Consider the following 7,221-nt stretch of genomic DNA (forward strand, 5'->3'; position numbering starts at 1 on the left):
CCGCGGTATGGGCGCGGCTGGTGGTGGCGCCGCCGATCAGCAAGGGCATCTTGACGCTGCGGAAGTACGGATCGCGCTGCATTTCCTTGGCGACGTGCGCCATTTCTTCCAGCGACGGCGTGATCAGGCCGCTGAGGCCGATGATGTCGGCGTTCTCGGCTTTCGCCATGGCCAGGATTTCGGAACAGGGCACCATCACGCCCATGTTCACCACTTCGTAGTTATTACACTGCAAGACCACCGATACGATGTTATTTCCGATGTCATGCACATCGCCCTTGACCGTGGCGATCACGATCTTGCCCTTGGGCTTGGCGGCGATGCCGGTCAGTTCTTCGTGCAGGCGCTTTTCTTCTTCGATGTAGGGAATCAGGTGCGCCACCGCCTGCTTCATCACGCGCGCCGACTTGACCACCTGCGGCAGGAACATCTTGCCCTGGCCGAACAGGTCGCCGACGATGTTCATGCCATCCATCAGCGGTCCTTCGATCACGTGGATAGGACGCCCGCCATTGCCCAGCAATTCCTGGCGCGCTTCTTCCGTGTCTTCGACGATCCACTGCGTGATGCCTTGCACCAGCGCATGCGCCAGCCGCTGCTGCACGGTGCCGCTGCGCCATTCCAGCGTCGCTTCTTCCTTCTTGTCGCCGGCTTTCAGGGTCGAGGCGATTTCGATCATGCGCTCGGTGGCGTCGTCACGGCGGTTCAGCACCACGTCCTCGACCCGCTCGCGCAATTCGGCCGGCAGGTTGTCGTAGACGCCCATCATGCCGGCATTGACGATGCCCATGGTCATGCCGGCCTTGATGGCGTGGTACAGGAATACCGTGTGGATCGCTTCGCGTGCCGGATCGTTGCCGCGGAAGCTGAAGCTGACATTGGAGACGCCGCCGCTGATCTTGGCATGCGGCAGGTTCTCGCGGATCCAGCGGGTGGCGTTGATGAAGTCGACTGCGTAGTTGTTGTGCTCTTCGATGCCGGTCGCAATCGCGAAAATGTTCGGATCGAAAATGATGTCTTCCGGCGGGAAGCCGATCTGGTCCACCAGCAATTTGTAAGCGCGCTCGCAGATTTCGATCTTGCGTTCGAAGGTGTCGGCCTGGCCCTTTTCGTCGAAGGCCATGACGATCACGGCGGCGCCGTAGCGGCGGCACAGCTTGGCCTGGCGCAGGAATTCCGGCTCGCCTTCCTTCATCGAGATGGAGTTGACGATCGCCTTGCCTTGCACGCATTTCAGGCCGGCTTCGATCACCGTCCATTTGGACGAGTCGATCATGATCGGCACCCGCGCGATGTCCGGTTCGGAGGCGATCAGGTTGAGGAAGCGCTGCATCGCCGCCATGGAATCGAGCATCGCCTCATCCATGTTGATATCGATGACCTGTGCGCCGTTCTCCACCTGCTGGCGCGCTACCGCAAGCGCTTCGTCGTACTGCTCGTTGAGGATCAGCCGCGCGAACGCCTTGGAGCCGGTGACGTTGGTGCGTTCGCCGACGTTGACGAACAGCGAGCTGTCGTCGATGGTGAACGGCTCCAGCCCCGACAGCCGCATTTCATGCGAGGTTTCCGGCACGGCGCGCGGCGGGATCTTGGCCACGGTGTCGGCAATCGCCTTGATGTGCGGCGGCGTGGTGCCGCAGCAGCCGCCGGCGATGTTGACGAAGCCGCTTTCGGCGAAATCCTTCAGCAGCGAGGAGGTGACGTCCGGGGTTTCATCGAAGCCGGTATCGCTCATCGGATTGGGCAGGCCGGCGTTCGGGTAGATGCAGACGAAAGTATCGGCGATCTTCGACAGCTCTTCCGCATAGGGACGCATCAGCGCCGCACCCAGTGCGCAATTGAGCCCGACAGTCAGCGGCTTGGCGTGGCGGATCGAATTCCAGAAGGCCGGCACGGTCTGGCCCGACAGGATGCGGCCGGAAGCGTCGGTGACGGTGCCCGAAATCATGATCGGCAGGCGCAGGCCCGATTCTTCAAAGAAGGTATCGATCGCGAACAGCGCTGCCTTGCAATTGAGCGTATCGAAAATGGTTTCCACCAGCAGCACGTCGGCGCCGCCTTCCACCAGGCCGCGGGTTTGCTCCAGGTAGGAGGCGACCAGCTGGTCGAAGGTGACGTTGCGCGCCGCCGGATCATTGACGTCAGGCGAGATCGATGCGGTTTTCGGCGTCGGCCCCAGTGCGCCGGCGACGAAGCGCGGCTTGTCCGGCGTCGAGTACTTGTCGCAGGCGGCGCGCGCCAGCCGTGCCGAGGCCACGTTCATCTCGTAGGCCAGGTGCGCCATGTGGTAATCGTCCTGCGCCACGGTGGTGGCGCCGAAGGTATTGCTTTCGATCAGATCCGCGCCCGCTGCCAGGTATTCTTCGTGGATAGCGCTGATGATGTGCGGCTGGGTCAGCGACAGCAGCTCGTTATTGCCTTTGACGAACAGCTCGCGGCCGGGACCGGTGAAGTCGATGAAACGGCCCTTGGGGCCGCCGCGATAGTCTTCTTCCGTCAGCTTGTATTGCTGGATCATGGTGCCCATGGCGCCATCCAGGATCAGGATGCGCTGCGCCAGCAACTCACGCAGGCGGGTTTCGGTGGATACGGCAGGGCTTGTTGCGGAAGGCGTCATTAGCGTACTCTGGTCAGTAAGGACGCAAAAAACCCGGTCGCCGATAGCGCCGGGTTTTTTGCAATGGCAATGCCAGAAATTATACGTTAAATCAAGGGCTTGCGTACGGCCCTTAGCTGCTACGCCGCTTGCTGGCTGACCTGCGGCGAGACTGTTTGCTGCGGTTCGTTGAGCTTCAGGGTGAGGCACTTCGCTGCGCCGCCTGCTTTCAGGAACTCGGTCAGCGCAGTCTGGTGCACGGTGAAACCGTGCGCTTGCAGCTGTGCGACCAGGGCGTCGGACGCCTGGTTCAGGAAAATATGGCTGCCGGAGTTGACAGTGTTGCAAGCAAAATGCAGGGCGTCTTCGCTGCCGACGATGATCCGCTTGTCGGCCGGCACGCGCGCCGCGATGTGCGCTTGCGAGGCGGCGTCGAAGGCTTCCGGGAAATACATGACATAACCGCCGGCCAGCGGGCAGAAGCAGGTATCCAGGTGGTAGAAGCGAGCATCGACCAGCTTCAGTGGCTGCACTTCAATCTCCAGCAACTCGGACAACCGTGTTGCGCAGGCAATATCGGAACGGTGGCCATGGCCGAACCACAGCAGGTTTTCGCTGCGGTCCATCAGGGCGTCGCCGGCGCCTTCGAAAGGCAGTTCCGGCGGCAAGGTCAGGACTTCGAAGCCATGGGCGGTAAACGCCGCCTCGAAGTAGACTTCCTCCGCTTGCCGCTCGACATGGCGGAAACGCGACAGCACTACCTTGTTGCCCAGCACCACGCCGGCATTGGCGGTAAACACCAGGTCAGGCACGCCCGGCATGGCCGGCATCATCTTGATCTTGGCTACCTGTCCGATGGCTTCCACCAGCGCCAGCCATTGCTGCATGGCGAGACTCCGGTTGCCATGCGCGATATTGCCAGCCATCCACGGATTAATGACGTAAGACACTTCAAAGTGGTCCGGAGCACACATGAGGAATGTGTCGTCCGCGGTATGGTCCAGCAGGTGGTTGGTCATGCGTAGCTCCTTTCGGTCAGGTGAGTCGGGGGTGTGAGTAAAGACGAAAACGTGTGTTTGATCGCTTCCAGCGCAGCGTCGATATCGTTGGCGGTAATGATCAGCGGCGGCGCAAAGCGCACTACCGTGTCATGCGTGTCTTTCGACAGGATCCCTTGCTGCATCAGGCGTTCACAGAATTCACGCGCGGAAATGAAGCTCGGGTCGAGATCCATGCCGATCAGCAAACCCTTGCCGCGGACCTGGCGGATGGCTGGATGCTGTATCGCCCGCAGTCCAGTCAGTAAGCGCTCACCCATGCGCTGCGCATTGTCTGCCAGCTTTTCCTCGCGCAGCAGGCGCAATGCGGCATGGCCGACGGCGGCCGACAGCGGGTTGCCGCCGAAGGTGCTGCCGTGGTCGCCGGGCGTAAATACCGCCATCAGGTCTTCCCGCGCCAGGAACGCCGACACCGGCAGCAAGCCGCCGCCCAGCGCTTTGCCGAGGATCAGGCCGTCCGGTTTGACGCCGTCATGATCGCTGGCCAGCAGGCGGCCGGTGCGGCCCAGTCCGGTCTGCACTTCGTCGCAGATCAGCAGCACATTGTGGCGGTCGCAGATTTCGCGGCATTTCGCCAGGTAGCCTTCGGGCGGCACGATGATGCCGGCTTCGCCCTGGATCGGCTCCACCAGGAACGCTGCGGTGCGCGGTGTAATGGCGGCTTCCAGCGCGGCGGCGTCGCCGAACGGCACGCTCACGAAGCCGCCGGAAAACGGCCCAAAACCGTCGCGGTACTGATCTTCCGACGAAAAACCGACGATGGTCGTGGTGCGGCCGGCGAAATTGCCGCGGCAGACGATGATTTCAGCAGTCTGGTCGGCGATGCCCTTTACCTTGTGGCCCCATTTGCGGGCTGCCTTGATCGCGGTTTCGACCGCTTCGGCGCCGCTGTTCATCGGCAGCGCCTTGGGCATGCCGGTCATTTCACACAGCAGCTGCAGGAATGGTCCCAGCTGGTCGCTGTAAAACGCCCGCGAGACCACCGCCAGCTGGCCGGCCTGCTTGCTCAATGCCGCGACCAAGGTCGGGTGGCTATGGCCGAAACTGACGGCGGAGTAGGCCGACATCATGTCCATGTAGCGCTTGCCGTCCTGGTCCCACAGCCATATGCCTTTGCCGCTGCTGAGTACTACCGGCAGCGGTTCATAGTTGTGCGCGCAGTATCGGTCTTCGAGAGTTATTGCATGGTTCTTCATGATCGGCTCCTGGTGAGGCCACTTCTAAGAACCTAGCGTATGGATCGACGCAAGCGTCAATCACATCTGGTCGGTTAGCGGGCGCCGGCTGCGGTGCTTAGAGGTAGCTGCAAAATGCTGTTTTATAGATGTATTGGATCTGGTTACATGATAATCACAAGCACTGGAAATATTTGTGCATAATTGCTCATGAATTCACTGTAATGTGCACGAATCATGCATAAAAGGAGACTCAGATGGAAAAACTCGACCGCTACGACCGCATTTTGCTGCGAACCCTGCAAGCCAACGGCCGCGCTTCGAACGTGGAGCTGTCCGAACAAGTCAACTTGTCGCCGCCGCAGTGCTACCGGCGCGTGCAGCGGCTGGAGAAGGACGGCATCATCCGCGGTTATGCGGCGCAGGTGGAGCCGGCCGCCATCGGACTCGGCGTGGTGGCCTTCGTCAACCTGAACATCGCGCGCGAGCAGTTCAAGCAGGTGCGCAAGCTGGAAAAGGCGATCCGGCTGTTTCCGGAAATCCTGGAGTGCTACACGATCTCGGGCGATTTCGATTATTTGTTGAAGGTGGCGGCGAGCGATTTGAAGTCGCTGTCGGCGTTCCTGACCGACCGCCTGATGCAGGTGCCGGGGGTGGCGGGCGTGCGGTCCATGGTGTGCCTGGAAGAGATCAAGCCGTCCAGTCCGTTGCCGCTGGCGGACTAGGCCGAGCTAGATTCTCAGCAAGCGCTTGGTCAGCAGCGATCTCATGTCCTTGCGGGTATCGCAAACGATGTGGATAAAGACGGTCTGCTGGCGGATTTCATAAATGATCCGGTTCATGCCAGAGATGACCTGCCGGTATTGTGTCAGATTCAGGCTTTGAATTTCTTCAGGCACCGTCCCTTTGAGAGGGAAAACCTCAAGGCCATATACGGCTTCTTTCAGTTTGCCGTAACTGGCTTGCCAGGTTTCCCGGCCAAAATTCTTTGTGATGTAAGCTTTCAGTTCCTGTAAATCCAGCTTTGCCGAATTGAGGAAAACGACTTGAAAGCTCATTGCGCATCTTCTTTGTCCAGTTCCGCAAATACGTCAGCGGCGGCATGAAGCTGTCCCTGTTCAATTTCGCGGTTGCCCAGCGCCAGGATTTTCAGCAAGGACAGGGTCTCTTCGTGTTCCTCATATGACCGTACATCCATCACGACAAGTTTGGCTTCGCCATTCTGGGTGATGAGCATGGGCTCGCGGCTTTCGGTGATGTCCTTGACGATCTCGGCGGCGTGGCTCTTGAGATAACTGATTGGTTTGACCTGGGTCGAGAATTTCATTTCCGGTTTCTTTCCGCTGGAAGCTGCTGTTACGACTGACGGACTGATTATAGTCCGAATTTGGTCTTATTAGCATCCCGACGCAAAGCGGGAGATTTCCAGGCATTTGTGCTGTTCCAGCACAAATAATGTGTTGCCAGCCTACTGTTCTCTGCCAAGCCGCTGGCTTAACCTGTGTACTCCAGATCACCACCAGGAGTTCATATGACCACCTCGACTGCCAAACCAGATGGCAACCCGACCATCCGCACCATCGTCGGCGCCGCTCCCAGCACCAGTCTGGCGCCGCAATCGACCGCGTTGCTGGTGATCGATATCCAGAACGAATATTTCACCGGCAAGCTGCCGATCCCTGACGGCCTGGCGGTGGTGCGCAACGCCAATCGCCTGATTGCGCTGGCCGACAAGCATGGCATGCCGGTATTCCATATCCAGCAGTGGGGTTCCGCCGAGCGGCCGCTGTTTACGCAAAACACGGCAATGGCGGAAATCCATCCGGAAGTGCAGCGCGCTGCGCATCATGCCACCATCCGCAAGACTTTCCCGAGCTCCTTTGCCGGCACTGGCCTGCAGCAGCAATTGCAGGCACGCGGCGTCAAGAAGCTGATCATCAGCGGCCTGATGACGAACAATTGCGTGGCGGCGTCCGCCTTCGACGGCGTGGCCCATGGCTATCAGGTCATCATCGCCAGCGACGCCAGCGCTACCCGCGATATCGAAAGCTGGGACGGCAGCGTGGTCAGTCACAAGGACCTGCACAAGGCGGTGCTGACCGGCCTGTCCGACGCAGTCGCAGAAATCCGTACTACCAGTGAAATTCTAGAACTGGCTATCTGAGTTGCTTAACTGAACTAAACATGGAGCTGACATCATGCCTATCCTTACCGTACTGCTATCCACCACACCCGACACCGTCGTTTCCGCCAAGGTCGCCAGCACCCTGTCGCGCCTGACCGCGGCGATCCTGCACAAGAAACCTGAGCTGACTTCGATCGCGATTTCGCACGTCGATCCGGCGCACTGGTTTGTCGGCGGCCCGTCCCTGGCGGCGCAAAGAAAAACCAG

The 7,221-nt window shown here is 59.9% G+C and carries 8 protein-coding genes; 3 read left to right on the top strand and 5 right to left on the bottom strand.

Annotation, left to right across the window (positions count from 1 at the left end):
• The 3 genes from metH to rocD form a co-directional block, all read right to left on the bottom strand.
• Positions 1–2,617 (bottom strand): methionine synthase (metH, locus tag JWQ61_RS19025; RefSeq protein WP_304361877.1); only part of this gene is annotated, 2,617 nt, incomplete at its 3' end.
• A 119-nt stretch (positions 2,618–2,736) separates the two neighbouring features.
• Positions 2,737–3,615 carry a dimethylarginine dimethylaminohydrolase family protein gene (locus JWQ61_RS19030; RefSeq protein ID WP_304361878.1) on the bottom strand — a complete coding sequence of 293 codons (879 nt, stop codon included), beginning with the start codon at positions 3,613–3,615 and terminating at the stop codon, positions 2,737–2,739.
• The gene (gene rocD / locus JWQ61_RS19035) at positions 3,612–4,850 is read right to left on the bottom strand and encodes an ornithine--oxo-acid transaminase (protein WP_304361879.1); all 1,239 of its coding nucleotides are present in this window, start codon (positions 4,848–4,850) and stop codon (positions 3,612–3,614) included. The genes JWQ61_RS19030 and rocD overlap by 4 nt, the downstream gene beginning before the upstream one ends.
• 236 nt (positions 4,851–5,086) lie before the next feature.
• Here rocD and JWQ61_RS19040 point away from each other — a divergent pair, with 236 nt between their 5' ends.
• Entirely contained in the window at positions 5,087–5,554 is a 468-nt protein-coding gene (locus JWQ61_RS19040; protein ID WP_014008110.1) for an Lrp/AsnC family transcriptional regulator, read from the top strand.
• 6 nt (positions 5,555–5,560) lie between these two features.
• Here JWQ61_RS19040 and JWQ61_RS19045 read toward each other — a convergent pair whose 3' ends face one another.
• Positions 5,561–5,887, bottom strand: a complete 327-nt coding sequence (locus JWQ61_RS19045) for a type II toxin-antitoxin system RelE/ParE family toxin (RefSeq protein WP_304361880.1) — start codon at positions 5,885–5,887, stop codon at positions 5,561–5,563.
• On the bottom strand, positions 5,884–6,156 hold the full coding sequence (locus JWQ61_RS19050; RefSeq protein WP_304361881.1) for a type II toxin-antitoxin system Phd/YefM family antitoxin: 273 nt from the start codon (positions 6,154–6,156) through the stop codon (positions 5,884–5,886). Before JWQ61_RS19050 ends, JWQ61_RS19045 begins: the two co-directional genes overlap by 4 nt.
• A 204-nt stretch (positions 6,157–6,360) precedes the next feature.
• Between JWQ61_RS19050 and JWQ61_RS19055 the strand changes: the two genes are divergently transcribed.
• Both JWQ61_RS19055 and JWQ61_RS19060 read left to right on the top strand, forming a co-directional pair.
• Positions 6,361–6,993, top strand: coding sequence for a cysteine hydrolase family protein (locus JWQ61_RS19055; protein WP_304361882.1), 633 nt, complete (start codon positions 6,361–6,363; stop codon positions 6,991–6,993).
• 34 nt (positions 6,994–7,027) lie between these two features.
• Positions 7,028–7,221, top strand: a 194-nt coding sequence (locus JWQ61_RS19060; RefSeq protein WP_369684910.1) for a 4-oxalocrotonate tautomerase family protein, incomplete at its 3' end; no start/stop codon positions are given.

This window comes from Collimonas fungivorans (assembly GCF_028292705.1).
Lineage (GTDB): Bacteria > Pseudomonadota > Gammaproteobacteria > Burkholderiales > Burkholderiaceae_D > Collimonas > Collimonas fungivorans_B.

Bases quoted from the DNA above. Each gene is read 5' to 3' on its own strand.
- JWQ61_RS19030 (WP_304361878.1), bottom strand. From the start codon at position 3,615: ATGACCAACCACCTGCTGGACCATACCGCGGACGACACATTCCTCATG.
- rocD (WP_304361879.1), bottom strand. From the start codon at position 4,850: ATGAAGAACCATGCAATAACTCTCGAAGACCGATACTGCGCGCACAAC.
- JWQ61_RS19045 (WP_304361880.1), bottom strand. From the start codon at position 5,887: ATGAGCTTTCAAGTCGTTTTCCTCAATTCGGCAAAGCTGGATTTACAG.
- JWQ61_RS19040 (WP_014008110.1), top strand. From the start codon at position 5,087: ATGGAAAAACTCGACCGCTACGACCGCATTTTGCTGCGAACCCTGCAA.
- JWQ61_RS19055 (WP_304361882.1), top strand. From the start codon at position 6,361: ATGACCACCTCGACTGCCAAACCAGATGGCAACCCGACCATCCGCACC.
- JWQ61_RS19050 (WP_304361881.1), bottom strand. From the start codon at position 6,156: ATGAAATTCTCGACCCAGGTCAAACCAATCAGTTATCTCAAGAGCCAC.